This is a genomic window from Streptomyces spiralis, assembly GCF_014654675.1.
Classification (GTDB): domain Bacteria; phylum Actinomycetota; class Actinomycetes; order Streptomycetales; family Streptomycetaceae; genus Streptomyces; species Streptomyces spiralis.
In genome coordinates this window covers 8467-33713 of the sequence record NZ_BNBC01000030.1, presented here as the reverse complement: position 1 = coordinate 33713, position 25247 = coordinate 8467, and the positions used below count along the sequence as shown (strand labels likewise).

General features: G+C 69.6%; 20 protein-coding genes and 1 pseudogene. 14 read left to right on the top strand and 7 right to left on the bottom strand.

Features of this window, described 5'->3' with window-relative positions:
* Nucleotides 1-32: 32 nt before the first annotated feature.
* The gene (locus tag IE318_RS27335; protein ID WP_444546218.1) at nucleotides 33-950 is read left to right on the top strand and encodes a GNAT family N-acetyltransferase; all 918 of its coding nucleotides are present in this window, start codon (nucleotides 33-35) and stop codon (nucleotides 948-950) included.
* Between the two features lie 64 nt (nucleotides 951-1014).
* On the opposite strand, the gene IE318_RS27330 is transcribed toward IE318_RS27335, so the two are convergent.
* Both IE318_RS27330 and IE318_RS27325 read right to left on the bottom strand, forming a co-directional pair.
* Entirely contained in the window at nucleotides 1015-1404 is a 390-nt protein-coding gene (locus IE318_RS27330) for a hypothetical protein (protein WP_189904549.1), read from the bottom strand.
* A gap of 125 nt (nucleotides 1405-1529) precedes the next feature.
* On the bottom strand, nucleotides 1530-3218 hold the full coding sequence (locus IE318_RS27325) for a tetratricopeptide repeat protein (RefSeq protein ID WP_189904547.1): 1689 nt from the start codon (nucleotides 3216-3218) through the stop codon (nucleotides 1530-1532).
* On the opposite strand from IE318_RS27325, the gene IE318_RS46570 reads away from it, so the two are divergent.
* Nucleotides 3217-3486 (top strand): ATP-binding protein, encoded by a 270-nt coding sequence (locus IE318_RS46570; RefSeq protein WP_373311288.1) that lies wholly within the window; start codon nucleotides 3217-3219, stop codon nucleotides 3484-3486. The genes IE318_RS27325 and IE318_RS46570 overlap by 2 nt on opposite strands.
* 113 nt (nucleotides 3487-3599) lie before the next feature.
* Here the strand turns inward: IE318_RS46570 and IE318_RS27320 are convergent, their stop codons facing one another.
* Nucleotides 3600-4754, bottom strand: a complete 1155-nt coding sequence (locus tag IE318_RS27320) for a phosphotransferase (protein ID WP_189904545.1) — start codon at nucleotides 4752-4754, stop codon at nucleotides 3600-3602.
* A gap of 177 nt (nucleotides 4755-4931) precedes the next feature.
* On the opposite strand from IE318_RS27320, the gene IE318_RS27315 reads away from it, so the two are divergent.
* Nucleotides 4932-5369 carry a hypothetical protein gene (locus IE318_RS27315; protein WP_189904544.1) on the top strand — a complete coding sequence of 146 codons (438 nt, stop codon included), beginning with the start codon at nucleotides 4932-4934 and terminating at the stop codon, nucleotides 5367-5369.
* A 253-nt stretch (nucleotides 5370-5622) separates the two neighbouring features.
* On the opposite strand, the gene IE318_RS27310 is transcribed toward IE318_RS27315, so the two are convergent.
* Nucleotides 5623-6522: a LysR family transcriptional regulator gene (locus IE318_RS27310; RefSeq protein WP_189904542.1), complete on the bottom strand. Its 900-nt coding sequence runs from the start codon at nucleotides 6520-6522 to the stop codon at nucleotides 5623-5625.
* A 200-nt stretch (nucleotides 6523-6722) separates the two neighbouring features.
* Between IE318_RS27310 and IE318_RS27305 the strand changes: the two genes are divergently transcribed.
* From IE318_RS27305 to IE318_RS46155, 3 genes are read left to right on the top strand one after another with little or no spacing between them, the layout of a single operon-like run.
* On the top strand, nucleotides 6723-7616 hold the full coding sequence (locus IE318_RS27305; protein ID WP_229903772.1) for a ketopantoate reductase family protein: 894 nt from the start codon (nucleotides 6723-6725) through the stop codon (nucleotides 7614-7616).
* Nucleotides 7616-8191: a DUF6817 domain-containing protein gene (locus IE318_RS27300; RefSeq protein WP_229903787.1), complete on the top strand. Its 576-nt coding sequence runs from the start codon at nucleotides 7616-7618 to the stop codon at nucleotides 8189-8191. The genes IE318_RS27305 and IE318_RS27300 overlap by 1 nt, the downstream gene beginning before the upstream one ends.
* A gap of 54 nt (nucleotides 8192-8245) precedes the next feature.
* Nucleotides 8246-8368, top strand: coding sequence for a VOC family protein (locus IE318_RS46155; protein ID WP_268256749.1), 123 nt, complete (start codon nucleotides 8246-8248; stop codon nucleotides 8366-8368).
* Here IE318_RS46155 and IE318_RS27295 read toward each other — a convergent pair.
* Complete coding sequence (locus tag IE318_RS27295; RefSeq protein ID WP_189904540.1) at nucleotides 8358-9053, bottom strand: alpha/beta fold hydrolase; 696 nt, start codon at nucleotides 9051-9053, stop codon at nucleotides 8358-8360. The genes IE318_RS46155 and IE318_RS27295 overlap by 11 nt on opposite strands.
* Before the next feature lie 184 nt (nucleotides 9054-9237).
* Here IE318_RS27295 and IE318_RS27290 point away from each other — a divergent pair, with 184 nt between their 5' ends.
* From IE318_RS27290 to IE318_RS27270, 5 genes and pseudogenes are all read left to right on the top strand, one after another.
* On the top strand, nucleotides 9238-10350 hold the full coding sequence (locus IE318_RS27290; protein WP_189904538.1) for a DUF6215 domain-containing protein: 1113 nt from the start codon (nucleotides 9238-9240) through the stop codon (nucleotides 10348-10350).
* Between the two features lie 555 nt (nucleotides 10351-10905).
* Entirely contained in the window at nucleotides 10906-11832 is a 927-nt protein-coding gene (locus tag IE318_RS27285; protein ID WP_229903771.1) for a site-specific integrase, read from the top strand.
* Complete coding sequence (locus IE318_RS27280; protein WP_189904536.1) at nucleotides 11729-12268, top strand: hypothetical protein; 540 nt, start codon at nucleotides 11729-11731, stop codon at nucleotides 12266-12268. Before IE318_RS27285 ends, IE318_RS27280 begins: the two co-directional genes overlap by 104 nt.
* Nucleotides 12269-12381: 113 nt before the next feature.
* Nucleotides 12382-12704, top strand: a pseudogene (locus IE318_RS27275) (DDE-type integrase/transposase/recombinase); the annotation flags it as partial.
* Between the two features lie 325 nt (nucleotides 12705-13029).
* Entirely contained in the window at nucleotides 13030-15057 is a 2028-nt protein-coding gene (locus tag IE318_RS27270) for an ATP-binding protein (protein ID WP_189904534.1), read from the top strand.
* Between the two features lie 350 nt (nucleotides 15058-15407).
* On the opposite strand, the gene IE318_RS27265 is transcribed toward IE318_RS27270, so the two are convergent.
* On the bottom strand, nucleotides 15408-17342 hold the full coding sequence (locus IE318_RS27265; protein ID WP_189904532.1) for a S53 family peptidase: 1935 nt from the start codon (nucleotides 17340-17342) through the stop codon (nucleotides 15408-15410).
* An 821-nt stretch (nucleotides 17343-18163) separates the two neighbouring features.
* Between IE318_RS27265 and IE318_RS27260 the strand changes: the two genes are divergently transcribed.
* The 3 genes from IE318_RS27260 to IE318_RS27250 all read left to right on the top strand — a co-directional run bounded on the left by IE318_RS27260 (nucleotide 18164) and on the right by IE318_RS27250 (nucleotide 23794).
* Nucleotides 18164-21844: a S8 family peptidase gene (locus IE318_RS27260; RefSeq protein WP_229903770.1), complete on the top strand. Its 3681-nt coding sequence runs from the start codon at nucleotides 18164-18166 to the stop codon at nucleotides 21842-21844.
* A gap of 485 nt (nucleotides 21845-22329) precedes the next feature.
* The gene (locus tag IE318_RS27255) at nucleotides 22330-22968 is read left to right on the top strand and encodes a helix-turn-helix transcriptional regulator (RefSeq protein WP_229903786.1); all 639 of its coding nucleotides are present in this window, start codon (nucleotides 22330-22332) and stop codon (nucleotides 22966-22968) included.
* A gap of 394 nt (nucleotides 22969-23362) precedes the next feature.
* On the top strand, nucleotides 23363-23794 hold the full coding sequence (locus IE318_RS27250; protein WP_189904528.1) for a hypothetical protein: 432 nt from the start codon (nucleotides 23363-23365) through the stop codon (nucleotides 23792-23794).
* Nucleotides 23795-23868: 74 nt separating this feature from the next.
* On the opposite strand, the gene IE318_RS27245 is transcribed toward IE318_RS27250, so the two are convergent.
* Complete coding sequence (locus tag IE318_RS27245; RefSeq protein WP_189904526.1) at nucleotides 23869-24201, bottom strand: ribosomal protein L7/L12; 333 nt, start codon at nucleotides 24199-24201, stop codon at nucleotides 23869-23871.
* Between the last annotated feature and the right edge of the window lie 1046 nt (nucleotides 24202-25247).

Genomic DNA, 25247 nt, shown 5'->3' with positions numbered 1-25247 from the left:
CGGAATCGCCCGACCGGGATCCACCCCGCCCGATGACACCCCGAGGTCCCGCCGCCAGCACAGAACAGGCCCGCACCCGCCAGGCATCGACATACCTCGATGAAACCGCACCCGAGCAGCCCGCCACAGGGGCCCCGGCGCGAGCGACGACGGGCATCCACCACATCCCACAGGTGAGTGACATGAAAGCAAGCGCAGCACCGTACCTTCACCCGCTGCTGGCCAACTGCCGGGACTACTGGCTGGGCTGGGGTGCACAGGACCGGCAGGACGACTGCCTGACCTACTACCGCAGCGGGCTGCCCCACCCCTCGCTCAACGGGGTACTGCGCCTGCACAGCAGCACCCCGATCGACCCATGGATCGAGCACGGCGCACACGTCCTGGCAGGAGTGCCGTGGATGTGGTGGGTCGGCCCGGACAGCTCCACCGAGGTCCGTAACAGGCTCGTCGACTTCGGTGCAACTCGGGCCGGCTCGATGCCGATCATGGCCGTCGACACAGACCGGGTCCCCGACATCAGCGGTCCTCCGTCCCTGGACATACAAACCGTCGACACCATGGACTCGCTGACTGAATGGGTGCGCGTGTACAGCTCCTCCTTCGGCTTCGCTTCCCACCTGCTGGACAGCATCGTGCAGTGCGAGGCCGCACGGCCCGACACCCCAGACCTCGTCCGCTTCACAGGACGCTTCCAAGGACAGCCCGTGGGCACCGCCCTCATGCTCGACGCACACGGCGTCGCAGGCATCTACGTGGTCACCACCGCTGAAGCACATCGCCACCGGGGCATCGGATCAGCCCTGACCTCCGCGGCCCTGCGAGCCGGACGGGAACGCGGTCTGCGGACCGGAACTCTCCAGGCCAGCAACCAGGGCGCCGGGGTCTACCGGCGCATGGGATTCCAAATGATCGACCAATACGAACTGTTCCAGCTCCCGCCGCTCTGAGGGGCGTTTCAACCGGATCAAGATGCTCAAGCGCCAGACGTTCGGGCATGCCGGCTTCGCCCTGCTACGGAAGCACGTAGCGTCGATCACCGCGGCGGCCTGGCTCGAACCGTCGCAGCAGACCCAACTGGCTTGGTTTGCCAGCGCTTTCGCCGTGCCCCGAGAAGTCGAAGGCGACCACTCGACAGCCGAGCCCGATGCGGGTCACCCCCGCTGCGGTCAGCTGATGAACGACGTCCGGCCGCTCCGGATCGGAGATCACCAGCGGCCGGCGGACAGCGTCGTAGCAGCCGGAAGCACGTGCGTTCTCCACCACCTCGGCCCGATCCCACTCAAGGTAGGAGCCCAGGTCCAGCACCATGCTGTGCGGCGGCAGACGGGCCTGCTCGTGACCTCCCTTCAGCGAGGCGGGCGGCAACTGGTGCCAGGTACGACCCGGCGTTGCGACGAACACGATCGCGGCCGGTACCTCCCGGTCGCCGTGTCGGTGCCGGCCGCCGCCTCGCGGCCGGGTCGGCGCCTCGGGCACCGTCCGCCGGCCCGACTCCCACGGCTCGTCCGGCGCCCACCGCTGATCGTTCAGCAGTCCGTCGGGCAGCAGTCGCGCGTGCCAACGGTGTCCGGCACGACGTCCCGGCGGCAGAAGCAGGACGCCTCGATCGGTACATCTGCCATCGCGGCGGCGATCTTCAGTTGCTGGGCCACGATCTGCGCCTCCCCGGTCTTGCCCGAACGGACCAGACATTCGTGAAGTCCGTGCAACGACCAGACGTTGCCGGGGTGCTGCAGCGCGCGGGGGAGGGTTTCGTCGAGCCCGAGATCGGCCCGGTAGACGGCTTCGGCATCCGCGACGCGTCCCCGTTCCAGGAGCAGTGCCCCGTAGGCGTGCCGGGTCGGCTGCATCCATCCCCACGGCTCGTCGTAAGGGAGGTTGTCGTCCAGGTCGATCGACCGCTCGAGCGCGGCGAAGGCGGCGTCGTAGTCGCCCTTGCGGTACTCGAGTTCACCGTCGAGCATCGCGGAGGCGATCGCGAGGATGTCGGCGCACGAGTTGTTGAACAGCATGCGCGTCGCCTGTACACGGGTGACCGCCTCGTGGAACAGACCGCGTTCGGTCTCGGCCTCGGCGATCCGGCCGGTTGCCGAGAGGGCGACACCGCGGGCGTAGTGGAGCATGGCCGTGGTCACACTGTAGAGGTCCGGGTCGGCGGGCATGGGCGTGCGCAGGATGTCGGCCCAGCGGCCGAAGCGGATCAGGGCGTGGACCCGCATGGCGAGGAAGGCTTCCAGCCAGTCGGCCATGGGCGGAGTCTGCACCCGCAGCAGTTGCTCCGGGATCGACGCCTCGAGCTGGGCGACGGTCTCGAGGGCTGTCCGGGCCTGGCCGAGGTACATGGCGCCGTAGATCTTGAAGTGGTAGTTGTGCGACCGGTACAGGGTGTAGAAGTTCATCGCCCCGGCCCGCGCGTGGAACTTCTCATCGGCGATGATCGCCGCGCTGTTGTCGGACACCACGCGACGGTAGTCGCCGCACAGCACGTCCAGGTGCGAGGGCATGTGCTGAAGGTGACCGGCGTCGGGCACCAGGCCGCGCAAGCGGTCGGCGACCGGTAGGGCCGCCTCGGGGGTGGGGGACATCTCCATCAGGTGGATGTACATGTGCAGGATGCCGGGGTGCTCCGCGCCCGCGGGCGTGGCGATCGCCCGGTCGAGGACAGCCTTCGCCTCCAGGGTGCGGGCGCCGTCGGCCGGTCTGCCGGTGCGCAGGTCCCACAGCTTCCAGGGGGTGAGGTTCATCAGCGCGTCGGCATAGAGCGTGGCGACGTCGGAGTCGTCGGGGGCGAGTTCGTAGACGGCGCGCATGCTGTCGGCGTACGGCGCGTTCCATACCGAGCAGTCGCCCACGGCCTTTGCCTGCGGGTAGCGGGCACGCAACGCCTCGATCAGGGCGCGTTCGACGGGTGTGGCGGTGGCGGCCCTGTCATGGGCGCGTTCGACAGCGGCGTGCGTTCGTTCGACGGTCCCCGCGAGATCCTGCTCGTCGAAGAACTCCCACGGCTTGTTGTAGTTGGGGCCGAGCGCGTAGGCGATGCCCCAGTACGCCATGGCGCAGCCGGGGTCGGCCGCGGCGGCGGCTTCAAAACAGCGAACGGCCTCCTCGTGATTGAACCCGTACGTCCATGCCAGCCCTCGGTCGAACCACGTCTGGGCCTCGCCGGACGAGGTCGTCACGGGTCGGTTGTGGCTGCCGAGGTCGTAGTACTCCATGCCTGCCTCCCGGCTCCGCCACCGCTCCGGTCGGACGGGACCAGATATCCCTAATCGACTTCTTCCGGGCCAGGGCGGGGGCCCCGGGCCCCGGCCGTGGTCGATACGAAGAGAGGCCGTACATCCCAGTCTAGAGAGCTTCTCCCACGACGCCGTCGCGGCCGCGATGATCGACCGTCTGGTCCACCACGCTGAGGTCCTTGCCTTGACCGGTGACTCCTACCGGACCCGCCGACGACGCGAGCTCCTGGCGAAGGAGAACCGGTGAGGCCGGACCTCAGCGCTGCGGGCCGCCTCAGCCGAATCGGTGGTGACGACGTCAGCGAGATCCACAGGGTCGAAGGCGGAGACGTTGGTGAGGTGACTGTCAAAAGTCGGGGGTCAGTGCCGAGGCTGGTAGGGCCGGAACCGTCCCCCGTCGGCGAGGTCCTGGTTCGCGTCGGGCCAGCGGCGCCGCAGCACAGCGGCGATGCGACGGATCCATCCCGTGACGTGTGGCAGCGCCTGGTAGATCTCGCCCGTGCGCGCAGCGGCTTCCAGGGTTGCGACGAGCTGGAGCCGGCTGTGATCACCGGACGGGCGGGTGTCGAGCAGGGGGAACCGATGCAGACGAACCAGCGCCCAGGACGCGCAGGCAGCGGCGAGGTCGCCTCCGTACCGCCGGTCGTCCTCGGCTTGCGGGATGCCGCGGGCCAGGGCGTGGCGGTACTGGTCGGCAAGACCTGTGATGGTGGGATTACTCACGGTCAGCCAGGCCGGGCCGGGCACATACAGGCACACGGCATCGGTCAGCGCATGGGTGTAGCCGGCGAATTCGAAGTCGACGAGGCGGGCGTCGGCCGGACCGGAGGCATGGAGCAAGATGTTGTTGGCCTCCGCGTCTCCGTTGCTCAGAGCTAGGAAGGGGCCCGGATCAGCCAACGCCTCCATGGCTGTGGCGAGTTCGTGGACAACCCGGCCGCCTGGGGGCGCCCCAAGTGCGGATGCATGCTGGATCGCCTCTCTTCGGAGAGGGGCGAGTCGTCCGGCCCGGTCTGCTGCCGCGTCAACCGGTCCCAGTCCGGCCCGACGGGCGTAGTAGGCCTCGGCCCGCCCGGCGGTGGCCGCGCTCAGCGCACCGCGGGCGCGGGCGAACGCCGCCAGCCGGTCGCCGTGCGCTGCTGCACCGTCCCGTCGAAGCAACTGGTCCAAGGAGACTCGGGGAGCGAGGTCTTCCAGGACGAGGAACCGGGCGGCAGTGTCGGCAGCGATGACGCGGGGAGCAAGCTCGACCTCGAGGTCCTCGCTGAGGAACTGGAGCGCCGCCAGTTCGGTACGCAGCCGCCACGGAGCAGCGCGCGCCTCGCGTTGCCCGTCCGGCACCCACTTGACGACGACGGAACGCGGAAGCGCAGCAGCACCTCGCACCCAGACACGGGCTACGGCCCATGGCTCCAGCCGCTCCCAACGGTCGACCACAACCGGCGCCGTGCAGAGGCCGGTCAAGAGGCCCTGCAACGCATCGATTTCCAAGATCCCTTGGGAGGTATCCGACATCCGCTCACCCTACGGCTCACCCCTTCGCATCGGGCACGCGCGGGTTCGGACACCTCGGGGGAGCGCGAGCTCGACCAGGATGACGCGGAACGGCGCGGCCCGCGGTCAGGCGGCACCCCGTTCCCGAGGCAGGCGCTTTTGAGCGCGCCGTCGCCGAAGCGGGCGTAGTGTCCGGGTATGGCCGACGCACGCTGTGCCTGGTGCGGGACGGCCCTGCTGCATTCCGCCGGTGTCGGCCGCCGGTACTGCCACGCTCGGCACCGGCAGGCGGCCTGGCGGCCCCGGCGGCGCTGGAGCAAGGCCGAAGCCGCCCGGCGCACCCTGGTCACCGTCGGTTCGATGCTCCTGGCGCAGGTCGAACGTGAACTGGCCGGCATGGCCGACGGTGAGGGTAGGTCTCTGGAGGCGGCCGCGCATTGCGCGGCCGTGGCCTGCTTTCCCCGTCTCACCGACCATCTGGTACGTCTGGCGGTGCTCGCGGACCGGCAGGCGGGGGCCAGCTGGCCGCAGATCGGCAGGGCGCTGGGCGTCAGCGGCGACGCTGCCCGCGCCCGCTTCACCCGTCGGAGCACCTTCGAAGGCCGACCGGGACCGGGCGATGCCCCGCCACGGTGAACGGCCCGCCGTAAGGCCGCCGGGGGCCGCGATCCGTGAGTCGGTCTGAGGCTCCGAGTGACGAGCGGACCTGCACTGCGACCGTGTCCCCGTTACGCGCCGCCTGACCTGTGCATTCGCAGCCGGCCCGGCCGGTCGTCCGAAAGTGCTGCTGCGTCGTGGCGCACCGCCACGACGCAGAGCCAGGTGCGGCCCCCGCACGACAGGGAGCGCTTCCTGCGCTGCCGGGTGAGGCGACCTACCGGGTGCCGCTTCAGTGACCGGACAGGCGGGCGCAGTGGTGGGCGACGGTGTCTGCGAAGGCGCGGGCCAGTGGGGACAGGGCGTCCCAACGGCGGACAGCCCAGCCGGCGGTGAGCGCGGGGAGGGCGGGGATCGGGACCAGCTGCAGGTCGGGGTGGCCGGGGCCGGTCCACTCGGGCAGGGTCGGGACGACCGCGTGACCCAGCCCGAGCCCGACCAGCAGGATCGCGGTGTCCCAGTCGGTGACGCTGGTGTCGAAGACCGGCCGGACGCCCGATTCGGCGAGCCACGTGCCGAGTTGGGTGCGAGCCGTCGAATTCTCCGGGAGGCCGATGAGCCGGGCGTCCTGCAGGTCCGTGGGCTCGATGGAGGGCTTGGCGGCGAGCGGGTCGTCGGCTGTGACGGCGAGTGACCAGGGCAGGTGGACGACGGGCCGCTGCTCGATGGCGCCGCCGGCCGGCCGCAGGGTGATCCAGGCGAGGTCCACCGCGCCGGCGGCGAGCGCTTCGAAGCAGCCACGGCTGGACGCCTCGGTCTGGAACTCCAGGCTGGCCCGCGGGAAACGCCGGCGGAAGTCGACCACGGCGGCGGCCATGAAGTGCCGGACGGTCGTGGCGCCGGTGGTGACGCGTACCGATCCGCCCTCCGCGCGGGCGAGTTCCTCGATCCGGCGCACGGCCTGGTCGATGCGCCCCAGGCCCTCGGTCACCGCCGTGTGCAGCAACTGCCCCGCCGCGGTCGGCGCCACCCCGCGCGGGTGCCGTTCGAGCAGGCTGAGTCCCAGCTCCCGTTCGAGTCGCTTCACGTGCTGGCTGACTGCCGACTGCGTGCAGTCCAGGTCGCGGGCGGCAGCGCTCAGCGCACCGGTTCGGCAGACCGCGGCGAAGACACGGAGATCGTCAAGAGTCACGAGACCCAAGCTTATGCTTGGATCTCACGAGCAAAACCGTGGATTGACTTGGATCCTGCCAGGCTTGACGATCGTCTCCGGGCCCAGGGCGGCAACCCGCCTGTTGTCTCGACCGTGATCCGGACGCGATCCCGGCACGGGCGGGTGCCGACCCGCCACGGGCCCGACCGGATTCCCGGTCTCTCAGGACAGGAGCACACGTGAGCACCAACAAGCTGACAGTGGCCGTTCTCGGCCCGGGTGGTGTCGGCGGCCTGATCGGCGCGCTGCTCGCCCGCGCCGGACACCGCGTCATCTGCCTGGCCGGTGAGCGGACCGTCGCCGTGCTGCGGCAGGACGGCCTGCACGTCGACAGCGGCCAGTACGGGACGTTCAGCACGGCGGTGGAGGCCGACACCGAGCTGCGCGAGCCGGTGGACGCAGTCTTCGTGACGGTCAAGCAGACCGCGCTCGCCGAGGCGCTCGACCGTGTCCCGGCCGAGGTGGTCGGCGCGGCGGTCGTGGTCCCGCTGCTCAACGGCCTCGACCATCTGGCCGCGCTGCGCGAGCGCTTCCCCTCGGCCCGGGTCGTCGCGGGCACCATCCGCGTCGAAGCCACTCGCACCTCACCCGGCCGCATCGCCCACACCAGCCCGTTCGCCGACCTCGAACTCGGCGCCTCGGTGAAGGAGTTCGCAGAGCTGCTTCAGCAGGCCGGCCTGGGCGTGACCGTACGGGAGGACGAGAACGCGATGCTCTGGGACAAGCTGGCCTTCCTCGCCGCGTTCGCTCTGCTGACCACCCGTCACCAGGCCGACGTCGGTACCGTGCGCAGTCGGCACCGTCCCGAACTGCTCACCGTCCTCGACGAGATCGCGGCCGTGGCCCGCGCCGCCGACGTACCGGTGGCCGCCGAGGACCTGCTCTCCTTCTTCGACCGCGTCCCCGAGACGATGAAGTCCTCGATGCAGCGCGACGCCGAGGCCGGCCGGCCGCTCGAACTCGACGCCATCGGCGGAGCCGTCCTGCGCGCCGGAGCCGCCCACGGCATCGCCACCCCAGCCACCGCCCGGTTGGTCGCCGAGATCGCGCGGGCCGCAGAGCCGGGGGCGTGATGCAGCGGTCCGCCCCCGCGCGGTGGCCCCACGTCGAGGCGTTCCTGTGCGCGCGGGGGGCCGACCGGATGCCCCACCCGGGCGGGACGCTCCTGGACCATCTGCGCCGCGTCGCCCGCCTGCTCTCGGCCTGGGGCGCCGAGCCGGCCCTCCAGCTCGCGGGGCTGTGCCACGCCGCGTACGGGACGGACGGATTCGACGGGTCACTCCTGGACACCGCCGAGCGCGAGGTGCTCACCGAACTGATCGGCGACCGTGCGGAGGCCCTGGTGTACTTGTACGCGAGCTGCGACCGGGCGGCCGTCTACCCGCGTTTGGGCGCCGGGCGCCCCGTGGTCTTCCGCGACCGCTTCACGAGCCGCGAACACATGCCGGCCGAGGCGGACGTACGCGCGTTGGTGGAGATCACGGCCGCCAACGAGCTCGACGTACTGGCCCACAACACCGAGCTGGCCCAACGCCACGGCCCGGACCTGTACCGCCTGTTCGCCCGTTCCCGCGAACTGCTGTCCGCCCCGGCGTGGAATGCCTGCGCCGGACAGCTCGCCCGGTACGCCCCGAGCCGGGGATCGTGATCAGCGGCCCCGCAGGAACAGGCGCCGGCCCACCCGGCCGCCTGCGGCGCACCCGTGGAGGAGGGCCCCGTACCGCGCACCGGCGTCCTCGGCCCGCTGCTCAACTCCTACCTGCGCGACCCGGACGGCAACCTGGTCGAATGTCCACCGAAGTGGATCAGCCGGCTCAGGTCGTAGTGGTGAGTTCGACGAGGTGCCGTGCTGTGCCGGCAGGATCGACGATCTGGTGGAGGTGCGCGCCGGGCAGGTGCGCCACACGCCAGCCGCGTTCGCGCGCCTCGACGGCGAAGTCGTCGTACGGAGGGCCGAACAGCAAGTATGAGCAGGGATGGTCGTCCCAGCCGTCGGGGACCGGGATGTGCTGCTCGTAGTAGGACAGCGGCAGGGTGGGCTGCTCCTCGACGACTTTCTGCCGCAGCACCGGCTCGGAGAACATCGGTGCGACGTCTGCCTCGTCCCACCAGTCGGTCCACCGCGGCAGCCTGCCGTTCACGGCCATCGGGCGGAGGAACTCCAGCAACTCGGGCGAGGCGACGGCGGTCGGGCCGATCCGGGCCGGCAGTGCGGCATCGACGAAGACCGAGCCGGTCACCGGATGGTCGAGGCCCGAGCGGATCACGGGGAGAAACAAGCCCGCGTTGCTGTGTACCACCAACGTGACGGGGCTACCGGCCGGGACCTGCCGCAGATCGTCGCGCACCACGTCGACGATGCGGGGCCAGAAGGGCGGAGCACCGGCCCCTACGTTCAGCAGGGACGGCACCCGCACCTGGTATCCGGCTGCCGTCAGGTGTTCGGCCACAGGGTGCCAGGTCGACGGGCCCACGGACGGACTGTGCACGAGAACGAAGATCGGCTGCATGCAAGGATTCTGTCGCCCACGCCAACGCAGCCGCGACTGTCTTTGCCGACAGCAGAGCGCTTGGCTTCGGAGAACCTCGGGCCGCCGGGTTCCTTGATCGACACAGCTGGTGGAAGGCGAGCTTTTTCGCGGAACTGTGGCTTCCACCATGGCGGATGCGATCTTGTCATGATCAGATCGCGGAATGCTCGGTTTCCTCCTCCGGCTCCTGCCCTTCTGGGTCCGCGAGCCCTTGCTCATCGTGCTCGGGTCCGTACTCGGCGTACGCCTCATGTATCTCGGTGTCCACGACCGCGACTGGGCCGCGGCCGGTCTCGGCGTGGTGTTCGTCGTGTTCACGGCGATCCGCGTCGTTGGGGTGATCCGTGCGCTGCGCGCACGCCGGAACCGGGGTCCGGCGGCGGCACACGTGGACGCCGCGGGCGTGGCAGGGGGCGATGGCGCCGCCGGGACGCAAGTCCAGGTCCAGGTCCAGGCGGCAGCGGGGCCGCACCCGGACCCGGCCGCTCCGGAGAACGCCACTGCGGAGAGGGCCGTTCCGCAGGGGGACGTTCCGGAGAAGGCCGCGCCGGAGAGGGCCATGCCGGAGAAGGAGCCCAACGCATGGCTTCAGGCCGTCGCGGCCGTGGCGGTGTTCGCGGCGATCGGGGCCGCGCTGTGGCTGGTTCCGGACAAGCTGACCTCCGCCGACAGCACACCGAAGGCCGCCTCGTGCCCCAGCGGGGAACACGAGAAACTGCCCAAGGTCTACCGCCAGAACTCCCGGGCGGTGACCGGCGACGAGCTGTGCAAGGCGCTCAACCGGCCCGACCTGGCCCAGCTCCTCGGTACGCCCGGAGAGATCGCGGACACGGCCTCGAGCACCAGCGGCACCGCTCCTCTCACCGCCGAGAAGGTCGCCCTGCCGGAGGCCAAGGTCACGTTCGCCACGTACTCCGTGAACCTCTCCGCGACGTACAACGAAATGACGACCGCCCAGTACGTGAAGCTGATGAAGTTCGGGGACGAGCAGGACGTCAGGACGCTCACCGTCCTCGGCCGGCCCGCCGTCCTGTCCTCGGACCACACCATGAAGATCGAGATCAGTCTCGGGGGCGGCGCAACCGGCGGAACCGGCGGACCTGTCGAACAGGGCCCCCTCGCCAGGACGTTGACCGTGGCCCTCGACCGGAAGGACCGGGGCGGCTACTACGACATCACCGTGTGGAGCGAGTCCGGAACGCTCCCGGACGACAGCCGTCTCTCCGCCATCGCCGAGAAGATCATTCCGACGATCCCCGAACGCCCCGCTCGATAGGACGCCCGGGGACTTCCCGAAGCCCGCCGGGGACTTCCCGCAGCCCGCCGGGGACTTGCCGAGCACGCCCGAAGACGGCCGGAGACTTCCCGACGGCGGCAGGCGTCGAGACGGCGTCGCCGCTCGGCAAGTACGGTCGTGCCTTGAAGAGGACCGCCGACGACGCAGCGGTGCCCGGTACTGCGGGGACCGTCGTCCACCGGGCGGCGCGTCCGGAGAACGGCAAGGCCATCGCCGGGATCGACACGTAGGTCGATGGCCAGGCGGCCGCCGGTCAGGGCCGCGGTGCTGCACCCCAACCCATCCCACTGGTCGGGTGTGAAGCTGCGGGCGTCCACGATGTGCTGTCGCTGATCACCATGTGGCGACACCGCCCACAGCGATACGACAGAGTCGTGGCTGCCGTAGTCGAATCCCAGGCCGGCGATGTCGTCCCACCGCAGGTTCACCCGGATCTTCCAGCGGGCGCCGCCGCCGGGGCGGGGCCACTTGTCCCGGACGACCATCCCGGCTGACGTCAGGGCGAACTCGGTATCCCGCTGGCGGTCGCGAGCAGTGACCGGGCCGGCTGAACGACTCCTGCTGGTCAGCCCGGAACTCGCCGACGTCCTCAGTACCATCATCGGCCGTCTGCGCGGGCCCAGCAGGGCGATACCGCTGGTGGCCGCCTACGACGTCCGAGAGAAGGTCTGGAATCCGCCGATGCCGCTGCTGTTCCAGCGCAACATCGGCTCCGAGCACCGCGCGTTCACGCCGACCGCGATCCGGAAACTGCTGATCAATGCCCTGACCGTCACCGGCCTGACCAACGCCGACGGCGAGGCTCTCACCTTCTCGCCCCATGACTTCGGAAGGATCTTCGTCACCGACGCCATCATGAACGGCCTGCCGCCGCATATCGCCCAAGTGATCTGTGGGCACAGGCACATTGACACCACAAGGGGGTATAAAGCGGTTTACCCCGCCGAGACGATCGAGGCCCATCGCGCGTTCATCACCCGCCGACGAGCCTCTCGCCCCAGCGAAGAGTACCGAATCCCGACAGAAGCGGAGTGGGACGCCTTCCTCGCCCATTTCGAGAAGCGGAAGGTGTCCATCGGCACCTGCGCACGCGCCTTCGGAACTCCGTGTGTCCATGAGCACGCTTGTGTCAGATGCTCACTCCTGAGACCAGACCCCGCCCAACAGGCACGGCTCGTCGAAATCCGCGACAACCTCATCGCCCGCATCGCCGAGGCGGAGCGCGAGGGCTGGCTCGGCGAGGTCGAAGGTCTGCGGGTTAGCCTGGCCGGCGCCGAGGACAAGCTCGGTCAGATCAACCGACGGGCACAGACGGCCCCGACCAGCCTCGGCATGCCTACGACCAGGAGCACGGACCGTGAGCAGCGACGCAGACCGAGAAGACCTTGGGCGCGATCCGAGCACGTGGACACTCGAGCAGCTGCAGACGTTCATCCAGAACGCCCGTGGTCGGCAGCTTGAGACGGCACGCGTCGCGGCGCAGGGACATGCCTACGACTCCGCCCACCCACAAGAAGCCCGCCGCCAGTGGGCGAAGCTGTCGTTGCTCGCCAACCGGCTCATGCTCGCCGACGGCGAGGAACACCTGACGCGGGTAACCCATCAGGACTTCATGCTCCGGATGTGGGTGATCGACAGGCTGGGTCCCGACGACACGGACCCCGACTGGAGCCCCGCCGCTCTGGCGGCCGACACGCTTGACGCACTGACGATCACGCCCGCACAGGCTGCCGCCCTCGCCGACGGATGGCGCGACCTGGCCATCGAGCAGATCCGCCAGCTCCGGTGGCACAAGAACCTGACGGCCCATCTGCAGACCCTGCTCGGCTACCTGGCACCTGGACGCACCCGCGATCAACTCTTGGCCTGGACCTCTACCCGCCGATTGCTGCCCTGACCGGCCGGGTGAGCCGTGCGCCGTGGTGCGTTGCTGGGGCAGGTGCTGCCGGGGCAGCCGAACGCGGGCGCCGGGCGGGCCGAACATGGCGGTCACATGACAGCGGCCCCGACCTGGCCCCCGTGATCGACATCTGCTCCAGGAAGGTGGTGGGCTGGTCGATCGCCGACCACATGCGCACCTCGCTGGTCACCGACGCGATCGAGATGGCCGTGGCCGCCCGCGGCGGCGGGGTCCACGGCGTCGTCTTCCACACCGACAGGGGCGCCCAATACAGCGCGGCCGCCTTCGCCGAGGTCTGCCGCCGGCACGGCATCCGCCGCAGCGTGGGCCGCGTCGGCTCAAGCTATGCGTCAATGCCCTCGCCGAATCGTTCTTCCAGGGCCTCAAGCGCGAGTTGCTCCATGGACGCCGCTGGACCTCGAAGAAACCAGCAGCCCGCGCCTTCATGTCGCAGGTCCCCTGGCGGCATCGCGCGACGCCGCGGTGGGCCGGGCCGTGGTCCGGTTGATCAGCCTCCTGTACGACTCGGACGCGCTCGGCTGGACAGACTTCGTCCAACGGGTGCTGGCGGTCACGGCCGCGGTGTAGAGGAACAGGCCGCCGCCGACCAGCCGGCGGCCGGTCGGCGGCGGGACGCGCTCCCGGCCTCCGTGCGGCCGTTCCCGCAGATCAAGGCGCATGCTAGCTTTCCAGGCGTGGAGACAGCGGATTCCGGCAAGTTGGCCTCGCGCCTGCAGTTCGCTCGGGCAAGGACGTTCGTGGGCCGCAGGAAAGAACTGGACCTGTTCCGCTCGACCCTGCTCCGGGAGCCCGGCGCGCCGGCGGTCCTGTATGTCCACGGCACCGGCGGCGTCGGCAAGACGGCGCTCCTGCGCCGCTTCGCGGACGAGGCCGAGGCAGCGGGGCGGGCCGTCGTCCACGTCGACGGCCGCGGCATCGAGCCCTCCCCGGCGGCCTTCGCCGCCGAGGCCGCCAAGGCCGCGGCCGAGGACGACAGCGTTCTCTTCGTCGACTCCTTCGAGCGCTGTCAGGGCCTGGAGGGCTGGCTGCGGGAGCACTTCCTGCCGTCGCTGTCCGCGCACGCCGTCACGGTGGTGGCCGGGCGGTTCGCCCCCGCCACCGAGTGGCGGTACGACCTCGTCTGGAGCGAGGCGCTGCAGGTGCTGGAGTTGGGGCCGCTCGAGTCGCCCGCGGCAACTGCCCTGCTCGAGGGGCGAGGCGTTCCGCCGTCCCTGCGCGAGCCGGTGCTCGCCTTCGCCGGCGGCCACCCCCTCGCGCTGGCCCTGGCAGCGTCGGTCGCCGTCCGCGACGACGGTCCGGACCGCGAGGCCGGAACGCTCGGCGACGACAAGGCCGACTGGAGCCCCACCCCCGACGTCATCACCACCCTGCTGTACTCCCTTGTCGGGGAACTGCCCTCCCAGCAGCACCGCATGGCCCTGGAGGTGGCGGCCCACACCCTGGTGACCACCGAGGACCTGCTGGGCGCGGTCGTGGGCGTCGAGCACGCCGGCGCCATGTTCGCCTGGCTGCGCACCCTCCCCTTCAGCGACCACGGCCGTCAGGGGCTGTTCCTCCACGACCTGGTCGCCGACTGCCTGGACCGGGACCTGCGCTGGCGCGACCCCCACGGTTACGAGGAGATGCACCGCAGGGCCGGACACCACCTCCTGCAGCGGGTCCGCACCGCGGCGGAGCCGCAGGCGATGACCGCCGTACGGGCGCTGACCCACCTCAAGCGCTACGGGCCGATGGCCCCCTACTTCCAGCAGATCGAACGTGAGGGGGACGTCCGCGAGGACCAGCTGCGCCCCGGGGACGCCGACGCGATCGTCCGGATGACCGAGCAGACCGAGGGCGAACGGTCGGCCCGCATCGTGCGGCACTGGCTTCGACGGCAACCGCAGGCGTTCCACACCTACCGCGACACGCACAGCGGCGACCTGGTGGCCTTCATGACCTGGCTGAGCCTGACCGAACCTGCCCCGGAGGACCACATCGACCCCGTGGTCACCGCGGCCTGGGCGCACGTCACTCGCACCGCTCCGCTGCGACCCGGCCAGCACCTGCTGATGTCCCGCTTCATGGTCCACCCGGCGGCGTACGGCCAGGTCTCCACTGTCGGGCACCTGATGCAGCTGCGCATCTGCCTGGACTGGATCCGCGGCAACGGACTGGCCTGGTCCTTCATCGTCTCCCCCGACGCCGCGCTGTGGGAGGGCCTGATGCATCACCTCGGGCACCGCCAGGTCTGGCACACACCCTGGGAACACGGCCGCACCTTCACGGCCTTCGCCTGCGACTGGCGCACCACACCCCTGGAAATCTGGTTCGACCGCACCCAACCCGGGGCCCTGCACGAAGCGGCCCCCGCAGCGGGTCGCCGAGCCGGGACCGCCTCCCTCACCCACGACGAATTCCGGTCGGCCGTCCGGGGCGCGCTGAAAGGCCTGCACGATACTGAACTGCTGGCCAACAGCCCGCTGCTCACCAGCCAGGCGGTCACCACCCGAGCCGACCACACCGGTGACGAACCAGTCACCGTCCTGCGGCAGTTGCTCTCCGCGGCGGTGGACACCCTTCAGGGTTCCCGCTCGCTCAAGGCCCACCGCGCGGTCACCGTCACCTACCTGCAGCGCCCCCGCACTCAGGAGGCGGCAGCCGAGCGGCTCGGGCTGCCCTTCAGCACCTACCGGCGCCATCTGGCCCACGGGGTGAATCGCGTCTGCGAGCTGATGTGGGAGCAGGCGACGTCGGCGACGGCGACACCACCCCACGGACACTGAAACCGCGTACTCAGCGGTCTCGTCGTGCGCGGGCGCGGCTGTGCACGACCAAGGCGGTCCGGGTTCCGAAGGGCAGCGGAACGGATGCCCTGATCACGCCCGACACGGTGACCTGCACCAGCACCCCATTCACCCGACCGTGGTCGACGGCATCAAGCAGACCGCGTCTCAGGGGACTGACGCGCTCGTACAGCCTCGGGTCTGCAGCGGAGAACCCCCGGGCCCATGGCCTGGGGGTTTTCTCGCGGTAATCGCGACCAGGGTTCCGGTGTCGGCAGGTGCTCGCTTGTCGAGGCCCGTCAGGCGTTCGGCCGGAGCACTGGCCGAGCGCCTGACGGGGATGTTGTCGATCAGCGCCAGGACGCGACGTAACCGGGAGCGGGGGAGCCCACGCCGGTGACGTTGTCATAGCCCTGGACGGCCTTGAGTGAGCTGTCCTTGCCGAGGGTACGGACAGTGGTGCTCAGTCCGCCGGTGGCGTCGTAGCCGTTCAGGTAGTCGACGCGTACCACGCCGAGTTCGGTGCCCGTCGGGTTGTCGGTGACGTCGTGGTACACGCCCGAGGTGTACTTGGCGTAGATCGCCGGGTTGGCGAAGCCGATCGCCGTGCCGCCGCGCGCCTCCTGGGCCAGGGCCTGTACGGCCGCGATCACCGGCGCGGCCAGTGAGGTGCCCCCGACACGGTACTCGGAGTACTGCTGCGTCCTGTTGGGGAGGGTCATCGTCTCGCCTACCAGGAAACCGGTGTTGGGGTCGGCGATGGCCGCGATGTCCGGCACGACGCGGTTTCCACCGGCGCTGCTGGCCTTGGCCAGTGCGTCCGGCACGACACCCGTCTGGTAGGAGGGCTGTGCCACGGTCCTGCTGGTGCCGCCGCCGGCGCCGCTGTTGAACGTACCGGGTAGGCCCACCCAGCTCGTGCCGTCGGCAGACAGGGCGGCCTTTCCGGTGCCCCAGCCGGTCTCCCACAGGTACGTGTCGTTGGTGCCGACGGCCAGCGCGGTGCCGCCGACGGCGGTCACCCACGCCGAGTTGGCCGGGGCGTCCACCTGCTTCGTGCCGGTGTTGGCGACCTCGTCGCCATTATCGCCAGAGGAGAAGTAGAAGCCAATGCCCTCGACCGCGCCGGTCTGGAAGACCTGGTCGTAGACGGCCGCGGCCGACGAGGTCTGGTTGGCCTCCGGACTGCCCCAGGAGTTGGAGACGATGTCGGCCAGGTGCCCGTCGACGATCTTGTTGAGCCCGTCGAGGAGGTCGTCGTTGGAGCAGGAAGCGGCGCCGACGTAGGTGATCTGCGCAGCGGGTGCGACTGCGTGCGCCGCTTCGACGTCGAGGGTCTCCTCGCCGTACCACCCGGAAGCACCGCACGCGGCGGTCGACGTGTACTTCTTCGGCAGCACCTGGGTCAGCTGGCCGCTGGTGTAGGCGGCGTCGCCGTGCTTCGCCGCGTAGCTGGACGCGTCAGAGACAATGTTCGGCGAGGCGTACGCGTCGACGATGGCGATCCGCACCCCCTTGCCCGTGTAGGTGCCTGCGCCGTAGGCGGCTCGAAGCTGCTTGCCGGTGTACCCCTGCACGGCGTAGGGGAGCTTCGTGCCGTAGGCGTCCGGGAGCGTCGTGGCGATGTTCGAGCCGTAAGAGGTGGAGAAGGGCCCCGCATTGCGGAAGACAGTCTCCGGCTCGGGCAGCCGGTCCTGGTGGGTCATCAGGTTCGGTGCGTTGTCCAGGCCCGTCACGGTCAGGACCGCGTTCTGCACGGTCGACGGCACCGAAACGATGCTGGACGGCGCGTGGTACGTCTTGGAGCCCTTGGCGTAGTCGTGCAACTGCGTGCCGAACGCCTTCTCGACCGCGTCGACGTCACCCTTGAGGGCGACGTAGTGCTGGGTGACAGCGGTGACCTTCAAACCGGACGCCTTGAGCCACGAGGTCACCTCGGCAACCTGAGCCTCGGTCGCACCGAAGCGCTGCTGCGCCTGTTCGGCGCTCAGGTACTTGCCGTACAGCGGCGAGGACGGGTCGGAGACCGCCTTCGCGTAGGCGCCGAGCCCCTCGGTGTCACGGCCAGCGAGGTAGACGCGGGCGGAGACCTCGGCGCTGCTCGAGGTGGTGCCCTTGTCCGCGTTGGCCGTGGCCCACCCGGGCTTGGTGCCCGCGAGCGGGTGCCGGGCCGGGTTGTCCGCTGCGTGGGCCGCGGGTATGCCGAGCGCCAGCGCACCGGCGAGCAGCGGCAGTGTCGCTGCCGCGCTGACTCCGGCGAGGGCCTTGGAACGGACTGATCGCATGGAACCCCCTGCGACGTGGTGCATCGCATGTAGTGGTGGATCGGTGATCGCAGCGGGAGCCCCGCGCATCGATGAGCGGGTCGGCGGATCACCTGCTCAAACGATGATCCACAGATTCCATGAAGTACCTATGTTGATCACGTTAAAGACTGATAACGCATCAACTATTCGACTTGTCCCGAAAGTCGATGAAGCGTGCCTTTTGGGCAGGCCATCGGACGGTTCTCGCCGTCACTGGACTCCGGCCATGTCGAGCGCCATGGAGAGAGTCTGAACGTGCCAGTCACGGCCGGAAGCGGGCGACGCCGGGCCGTGCACGCTTATCGATCCTGTCTTCCGCGAGTGCCGCCCTCACAGACCCGCCAGGGACGGTGCGAGGGCGGAGTCGACTGCCCGTACGGTCCGTCCGTTGTGTCAATTCGAGCAGTTGGCGGCCGTTCGAAACCCGAACGCCGACGGGACTGAGGCTTCATGCCCGAACTGGCCGCATTTGTTCCCCGTTGCACTCGGTGCATCACCACGTCGTGCTGCCACCAGGCTGCTTGACCTGAAATGTAAAACCGAGCAACCTGCGGCTCCAGGTCGCCAACATTCAAGACCTGCACACCACTTCATCGAAGGTGGTCGAGATCGTTCAACTTCTCAAAGCTGGAGGCAGTATGCGGCTTCTCTTCACTCGAAGACTTTCAGCGTGTCTCAGCTCAGCCCTTGTCGCCGCTCTGGTGACTCATGGGACGGCACACGGCGCTGACGCCCCCTCACCGTCGCTCACAGCGGCGCCGTCGGCAGCGACCGGCAGCACGAGCCGCACACCGGCCACGGTGACCCTGATCACCGGCGACAAGGTGACGGTGACTCCGGGAACTGCCGGATCGACCCCTGAGGTGAACGTCCGGCGCACGCCGGGCGCCACGGGCTCGGTGCGCGTCTCCACCGAGGACGGGAACACCTATGTGTACCCGGACGACGCCGTGGCCTACATAGCAGCCGGTCGACTCGACAAGGAACTCTTCGACGTCACCCAGCTGATAGCCCAGGGCTACGACGACAAGCACGCCAGTGAACTTCCGCTGATCCTCACCCGGACGACGGACTCAGCCACCCTCAAACCCAGTGCGGCCAAGGACGCGACCCCCAAGGATGCCGGCCCCGCGCTTCCGGGCACCCGGACCACACTGAGCCTTCCCACCGTCCACGGCGAGGCAGTCCGCACCCACCGGTCGAAGGCCGCCGCATTCTGGTCCGCCCTCACCGGACCGGCCCAGCACAAGGGCAAGCAGTCGGCAGGCCGGACCAACGACACACCGAACACCGCTGCGGCGCCTCCCTTCACCGCCGGCGTCGACAAGGTCTGGCTCGACGGCAGGGCGAAGGCGACCCTCGCCGACACCACGGCGCAGATCGGCGCCCCCGCCGCCTGGGCCTCGGGAGGCACGGGCGCCGGGGTACGGGTCGCCGTCCTGGACACCGGAGTGGACACCACCCATCCGGACCTCGAGCCGCGCATCGTGGCATCCAAAAGCTTCGTCCCCGGTGAGGACATCACCGACCGGGACGGACACGGAACCCACACCGCCTCCACCGTCGCCGGAACCGGTGCCGCCTCGGACGGCAAGGAGCGCGGAGTCGCACCCGACGCCGATCTGCTGGTGGGCAAGGTCCTGGACGACACCGGGTCCGGGCAGGACTCCTGGATCATCGCAGGCATGCAGTGGGCGGCGGAGACCGAGCACGCCAAGGTGATCAGCATGAGCCTGGGCACCAGCGTCCGGCACGGCCAGAACGATCCGCTCAGCCAGGCCCTGAACAAACTGAGCGCCGAGACCGGCGCGCTCTTCGTCGTCGCCTCAGGCAACCTGGGAAACAATCCCTACAGCATCACCTCGCCGGCCACCGCGGACGCCGCGCTCAGTGTCGGCGCAGTGGACAGCTCCGACCAGCTCGCCTCCTTCTCCAGTACCGGGCCACGCCTGCTCGACGACGGCCTCAAGCCGGACATCACCGCGCCCGGCGTGGACGTGCTGGCGGCGCGTTCGCAGTACATGAACGGGGGCGAGGGCTACTACCGTTCGGAGAGCGGCACCTCCATGGCAGCCCCCCATGTTGCCGGGGCTGCCGTCCTGCTGGCCCGGAAACACCCCGAGTGGACGGCGCAGCAGATCAAGAACGCTCTGATGAGCACCAGCGTGCCGACTCCCGACTACAGTCCCTACCAGGCCGGCACCGGCCGGGTGAACGTGCCCGGTGCGTACTACACCCAGGTCTTCGCGACCGGATCGGTGGACGCGGGGCTCGTCCGGTGGTCGCCCACCACGCAGCCGCAGCCGATCACCCGGGAGATCACCTACACCAACGTCACGGCCGACCCCGTCACGCTCGATCTCTCCGTCGACCCGGGCAGCTCCCCCGCAGCGGCGTTCGCGCTGGGCGCCGACCACGTCACCGTGCCCGCACAGGGAACCGCACAGGTCGAGGTGGTGGTGGACCCGGACCAGCTCACGCCGGGCCTGCGCTCCGCCCAGATCACGGCACGCTTCGCGGGCGGTGCGGTGCACACGGTCGTAGGGGTCTCCGTCGAATCCGAGAAGTACGGCCTCACCATCCACATGAAGGACCGCGCCGGCCGGCCCATGAGCGGCGTGGCCGAGATCAGGGGCGAGAGCGGAGCCAGCACCTTCGTGTGGGTCCCCGAGGACGGGACGGTCACCAGCCGCTGGGCCCCCGGCTCCTACACGGTCCTCTCCTTCACGGACGTGGAAGGTCTGCACGGACCTCACTCGCTCGGCGAGGCGCTGCTGATCGCACCCGAGGTGGAGCTGACGTCCGACCAGGTCGTGGAGCTCGACGCCTCACAAGCGCGCCAGGTGAAGGTGGCGACACCCAAGCCGACCACCGTCGTCGACACCAGGATCGACGTCTGGCGCTCCTTCACCATGAACGAACCCGCGCCCGGCGGGGATGCCCTGTACGAGTCGGTCATCCCCTCCGCTGCCTATGACAGTCTGTGGGCCCTACCGACCAAGGGCAAGGTGAAGAAGGGCAGCTTCGTCTTCACCACCAGGATCCGCGCCACGCAGACACCGCTGGCGGTCAGCTACGGCAGCACTCGCCTCGACGACGCCCTTGTGCAGCCCGGCTCGAAGCCGCTGCCGGACGGTACCTCCCGCCTGGACGCCGTGTTCGCCGGCACCGGTTCGACGCCCGAGTACGCCGACCTGTCCGCCCGCGGCAAGGCCGTGGTCGTTCGCAGCAGCGACAGCGTGTCCCCCACCGACCAGGCGGCGGCCGCAACCGCTGCCGGTGCGGCCATGCTGCTGGTCGTAAACGAGGACTACGGCCGGAGGAGCGACTGGTACGGCGACCCCGACACCATGACGACGGGACAGGTTCCGGTCGCCTCGGTGACCCTCGAGGAGGGGGAGGCGCTGATCGCGGAGATCGCCGCCGCGGACAAGACGCAGGTACGGCTGTCAGTGGAGGCCCACCCGTCGCCCAGGTACCTGTACGACCTGGCCGACTACCACGTCGGTGAGGTGCCCGAGGACCCCTCCCCCGACACCGACCCCCGCAGCCTCGCCCGGATCGACCTCGACTTCGCCCTGCCTCCTGGGAAGCAGGGCTTCGAGAGGCGGAGCGACTATCCCCCGTACGAGTGGCCGGGTGTGCCTGCGCTTCAGTTTGGGACCGTCGTGGTCGTTCCGTTCCAAAAGGAGCCGGTCGCCCCGGGCCCGCGCACCGACTGGGTATCCGCCAAGGACGGCGTCCGGTGGCAGCAGTTCGCCACCTTGGAGGACCTGGAGATGCACGCCGACACGATGACCTACGAGCCCGGCAGCGAACAGCAGGACCACTGGTTCGGTCCCGTCGTTCGGCCACGAATGCTCAGCGACGACGTCCTGTTCCGCAACCCGGACGGATCGTTCGGCGCCACCATCGAGGGATACGGCGATGCGGGAACCGCGCACGGCAGCCCGACCGGCACACAGCTGACCTCGTTCTACGAGGGTGACAGACAGCTTTCCCTGAGCCCGTACGCCTGGGTCAGCGCCGGCGACCTGGCACCGGAGAAGCTTCCGTACCGGTTGGTCGTGGATACGACCGGCCTCTCCCAGCTCAGCCCCTACTCCACCACCACCCGCACCGAGTGGCGCTTCACCTCCGGTGCTGTCACCGAGTCCCAGCAGATCCCGCTGGTCCAGCTGGACTACGACACGGACCTCGACCTCCAGGGTCGGGCGGACCGCAGGACCGGGATCACCATCAGGCCCACGGTGCTCGGCAGCTCCGCCGCGAAGGACGCAGTCTCCTCGCTCGGGCTCGAGATCTCCTACGACGACGGGAAAACCTGGCAGCGAGACGGCCTGAAGGAGAAGCAGGGCGCCTGGCAGGCGTCCCTGAGTGCACCGCCCGAGGCCACCTACGTGTCCATTCGGGTGACCGCCAAACAGCAGAACGGCGGCGGCGTGACCCAGACCGTCATCCGGGCCTTCGGCCTCAAGTGACACCGCGAGGGGCCGGTCCGGCGCTCTGCGCGCCGCGCACCGGCCCCTCCGCGCGTCCCTGCCGAGCCGAGGGTGGGGGTTCCGGCCCGGCACCCCTCTGAGTCGATCCCAGCGCTGTCCGGGCAGCTTCGAATCCCCGCCGGGGCGAACTTCCTGCGCGAATGAGCAGTGATGAGCGGCCATTGGTCTGGTGAGTGAGCAGCGATCTTTGTGAGGCTGCGGGACGTGGGGCGGGGGGCTGCTCCCCCCACTCGCCGCTCTCGTACACCGACCGCAGAGGAGAACCTGTGAAGCACGCCGACGGCACCGTCACCGCCCCCATCGATCTCTTCGCGAGCGCAGTGTCGCGTGCTGGTACACGGCAGCCGCAGGGCCGGGTGACCGCCCTGCACCGACCGGGGGGCGGCATCACCTTCGCAAGCACCACGGGCACCGACATGGAGAGCAGAGGTTTGCGCAGCACAATCCGAACGGCGGGCACGGCCATGGAGGAGAACGGGCCCCGTATACCGGTCACGGTCCACGCGCCGGACCCGATCTCGCGGGCGGGGGTGGTCAGCCAACTGCGGCAGTATCCCGTGGTCGAACTCGTCGCGGAACCCGGTGACCGGCCCGCCTCGATGGTACTGATGCTCATCACGGAGACCCTGGACGAGACAGTCCTGTCCCGGCTGCGTCAGCTGGTCCGCAGCGGCGGAATGCGTGCCGTCCTGGTGGTGAGCCTGGTCCGCGAGGCGGAGCTGCTCGACATCATCGAGTGCGGCGTCGGGGTCGTCGTCTGGCGCCATGAGGCCACTGCCCAGCGGCTGTTCCAGGCCGTCCTGGCAGCCTCCCGCGGGGAAGGGCACCTGCCACCCGATCTGCTCGGACGGCTCATCAACCAGGTGCGCACCCTGCAGCAGAGCGCCGTGAGCCACGTCGACGCCCCACCGTCGGGACTGGTGCCGCGTGAGGTCGAGGTACTCCGACTGGTCGCGGAGGGGATGGACACCGGCGAGATCGCCGTCAAGCTGTCGTACTCCGAACGCACGATCAAGAGCGTGCTGCACAACCTGACCACCCGGCTGCACCTCCGCAACCGCGCGCATGCCGTGGCATACGCCATGCGTGCGGGCTACATCTGAAAAGGCTGACGCCGGCGGACTGCCCGCGAGTCGTGCTCGTCAGCCCGGAACTGGCCGACGTCCTGGCCACCATCATCCGACGTGTCCGCGACCCGCGGACCGGTGCCATCCCGCTCCTGTCCGTATACGACTATGAGGAACGCGTCTGGAGCCCACCATCCCCGCTGCTGTTCCAGTGGGACCGCGGCGGCGAGAGATCCTGCATGTCGGGCGAGTTCATCCGCAGCGCGCTGGGAGAGGTCCTCGCCTTCATCGGGCTCACAGACTCAACCGGCCAGCCTCTGGTCTTCGCGCCGCACGACTTCCGCCGCCTGTTCATCACCGATGCCATCCGCTCTGGACTCCCGCCTCACATCGCGCAAGTATCGCTGGCCACGCAAACATCAACACCACGATGGGCTACAACGCGATCTACCCGGAAGAGACCATCGAAGCCCACCGCGCCTTCATCACCCGCCGCCGCGCCCTGCGTCCGGCAGAGGAATACCGCACCCCTGCCGATGCCGAGTGGGAAGACTTCCTCGGCCACTTCGAGCGCCGCAAACTCTCCGTCTGCACCTGCGCCCGCGCCTATGGCACCGCCTGCCTCCACGAGCACGCCTGCGTCCGCTGCTCTCTTCTTCGCCCCGATCCCGCCCAGCGCGGCCGTCTGGTCGAGATTCGTGACAACGTCGTTGACCGCATTGCTGAGGCAGAGCAGGAGGGCTGGCTGGGCGAGATCGAAGGACTCCACATCAGTCTGACCGGCGCTGAGTCCAAGATCAGCCAGATTGACACGGCGGCCGGAGGCGGGCTCGTCCTCCTCGGCATGCCGACACAGCGATAGCCTTTCGGCACCGCCCTTCGGGGACTTCGCAGGTTGGAGTGACGGCCTGGAATGCAGTCCCGAACGGGCAGAAATCAACCTCTCGGTCGGCTTGCGGGGCATCCGTCCGGGGACAAGAAGGGCGACGAGCACGGGCCGGGGTCCACCGGGCAGTCCTCGAGAGAGATCACTCGCTCACACCACCTGCAAAGCAAGTCAGCTCGGGCACCCAGTGCGTTGAGGCGCCTCACCGCTTCCGTTGCGGCTTCGAACCATGTCCGGTCGACAACCGTCGTCGGGGTGGCTTCAAGTAGCTGCTTGCTTCGCCATGCGCTCAGGCCAGTTACTGAGCGAACCGTTTGGACAAGGTCGATGCCCCGATCGCCGCTGGAGGACAGCAGCACGTCGAACTCAGGCTCCTCCACCATCTCCCCCCCATCGGACGCAGCCGTACCGTCTGGTGGACAAGCCGCCACTACGGCCCATCAGACCATGCTGCCTGGATCCGCTCTCAGGCTTCAACGTCATTAGTTCCGAGAAGTGACGAGCCCGAAGCTGATCGCACCGCTCCAGATGCCCAGGGGCATGGCATACCTCCCGCAGTAGCCCCGAGCACCAACAAGCCTACGAACAGCACAAACGGCACGCCACGCACAGCCGCCCCCGCACCACGAGGAGCGTTCCGCGGGCGGTGACGCCCGAGCTGCCGCGCTGCGGCGGTATGGGGCCTGGCTTGGTTACGCGGCCATCTCTCACCGACTCCGGCGGTGGTGCCGCGGCTCGCCGAACGCTCGGCTCGGGCTCGCGCCGTCTTCGCGGCGTGGCGGGCCTGCTGTGCAGCATGTTGCGTCTGTGCGGCTCGCCGGCGTGCCTGGTCCAGGTCGTTTCGCATGCGGCGCCGTAGTTCGGCCATGGCGTGGAGCTGCTGAGCCAGCCCGGTCGCGCGCTCTTGGAGCTCCCGCAGCGCTGCTTCGGCGCGCTGGACCTCCGCCTGCGCCTGGTCGTGCTCTTCCTCCCGATGCCGGGCGCGCTGCTCGGCCGCTTCCACCTCCCGCTGCGCCTGCGACGGCTTCCTGCGCACCTCGTCCGTGCGGCGTTGCCGGCGGCTGGCCTTGCCGGCGAAGGCGGCATCAAAGCGTTCTGGCTTCGACAGCGGCTCTCTTGCGCGCGCCCGGTGGGGTTCGGCAGCCAGCCGGGCGTTGTCTCGTTCACGGCGGCCGTAGCCGCCGCGGTGAAACCAGCGGGAGGGGCGAGGGCTCTGACGAGGCAGCCGGAGGCCCACCCTGCGCGGCCTGCCCGATGGGGTGCCCGGCCTCGGCCGCCAGCAGCCGGGCCTGCTCGGTGAGCACCGCCACGAGAGTGTGCTGCTGCCGGCCGAGGCGTCTGAGCTGGGTGCGGGCACGTTTCTGGTGAGCGCTGCGGAGGCCTTCGCCCAGGCGGAGCAGCCGGGCAACCTGCCGAGGCTCGGAGTGGA

Excerpts from the sequence above, each read along its gene's own strand:
- IE318_RS27335 (WP_444546218.1), top strand. The coding sequence starts at position 33 with ATGACACCCCGAGGTCCCGCCGCCAGCACAGAACAGGCCCGCACCCGC.
- IE318_RS46570 (WP_373311288.1), top strand. The coding sequence starts at position 3,217 with ATGCCTGCCTCCCGGCTCCGCCACCGCTCCGGTCGGACGGGACCAGAT.
- IE318_RS27325 (WP_189904547.1), bottom strand. The coding sequence starts at position 3,218 with ATGGAGTACTACGACCTCGGCAGCCACAACCGACCCGTGACGACCTCG.
- IE318_RS27320 (WP_189904545.1), bottom strand. The coding sequence starts at position 4,754 with ATGTCGGATACCTCCCAAGGGATCTTGGAAATCGATGCGTTGCAGGGC.
- IE318_RS27315 (WP_189904544.1), top strand. The coding sequence starts at position 4,932 with ATGGCCGACGCACGCTGTGCCTGGTGCGGGACGGCCCTGCTGCATTCC.
- IE318_RS27300 (WP_229903787.1), top strand. The coding sequence starts at position 7,616 with ATGCAGCGGTCCGCCCCCGCGCGGTGGCCCCACGTCGAGGCGTTCCTG.
- IE318_RS27295 (WP_189904540.1), bottom strand. The coding sequence starts at position 9,053 with ATGCAGCCGATCTTCGTTCTCGTGCACAGTCCGTCCGTGGGCCCGTCG.
- IE318_RS27290 (WP_189904538.1), top strand. The coding sequence starts at position 9,238 with ATGCTCGGTTTCCTCCTCCGGCTCCTGCCCTTCTGGGTCCGCGAGCCC.
- IE318_RS27265 (WP_189904532.1), bottom strand. The coding sequence starts at position 17,342 with ATGCGATCAGTCCGTTCCAAGGCCCTCGCCGGAGTCAGCGCGGCAGCG.
- IE318_RS27255 (WP_229903786.1), top strand. The coding sequence starts at position 22,330 with ATGGAGGAGAACGGGCCCCGTATACCGGTCACGGTCCACGCGCCGGAC.
- IE318_RS27250 (WP_189904528.1), top strand. The coding sequence starts at position 23,363 with ATGGGCTACAACGCGATCTACCCGGAAGAGACCATCGAAGCCCACCGC.
- IE318_RS27245 (WP_189904526.1), bottom strand. The coding sequence starts at position 24,201 with ATGGTGGAGGAGCCTGAGTTCGACGTGCTGCTGTCCTCCAGCGGCGAT.